This window comes from Bacteroides caecigallinarum (assembly GCF_021530995.1).
GTDB classification, from domain to species: Bacteria; Bacteroidota; Bacteroidia; order Bacteroidales; family Bacteroidaceae; genus Phocaeicola; species Phocaeicola faecigallinarum.
The window spans coordinates 1-636 of the sequence record NZ_JADYTF010000275.1; the positions used below are offsets into that span (position 1 = coordinate 1).

1 protein-coding gene is annotated in these 636 nt (G+C 34.4%); it reads left to right on the top strand.

All coding sequences use genetic code 11. The features are described 5' to 3' along the window. A partial coding sequence (locus I6E24_RS16585; RefSeq protein WP_235329823.1) for a porin family protein occupies positions 1-636 on the top strand: 636 nt, incomplete at both ends.

Genomic DNA, 636 nt, shown 5'->3' on the forward strand with positions numbered 1-636 from the left:
ATGCTTATCAGTAAGTAGTGTGTTTGCCCAAGTTAAAATTGACAGAGGGTATGGCAATTCCCAAACAGAAAAAACAGGGAAAACAACATTGAAAAGAAATTCTGTTTTAGTTATTAAGTATGGTGTCAAGGCAGGTGTAACACTCTCTAATATGAGTAATAATATGACTTTTGATCCGGAATTTTCTATGGGCACAGGATTTCAAGCAGGTGCATTGATCAATTTACATTGGGGACAACGCACAGCTAGTAGTCTGCCAGGTACAGGTTTATGGGGACTGCAGCCTGAAATTCTTTATTCAAACAATACAATAAAGAGTAAAGGAGGTAATATTAAATTGAATTACATTAAGGTTCCTGTAATGTTAAAGGTTTATCCTTTATCTGCACTAAGTGTAGAAGTTGGTCCTGAATTTTCTTATTTAATGTCATCATCTCCAGAGTCTGCAGATTTAGGTGATGCTATAATAAATATTGGAGATTGTAAAGGTTTTAACTTTGGAGTCGGTGTAGGTGCTTCATACGAATTTAAAATAGGTTTAATGGCAGGAGTTCGATATTCTATGAATTTTACAGAATTAGGACAAAATCTTAAATGGAAAAACAACAATAATGTTCAGATAACATTGGGTTGGCT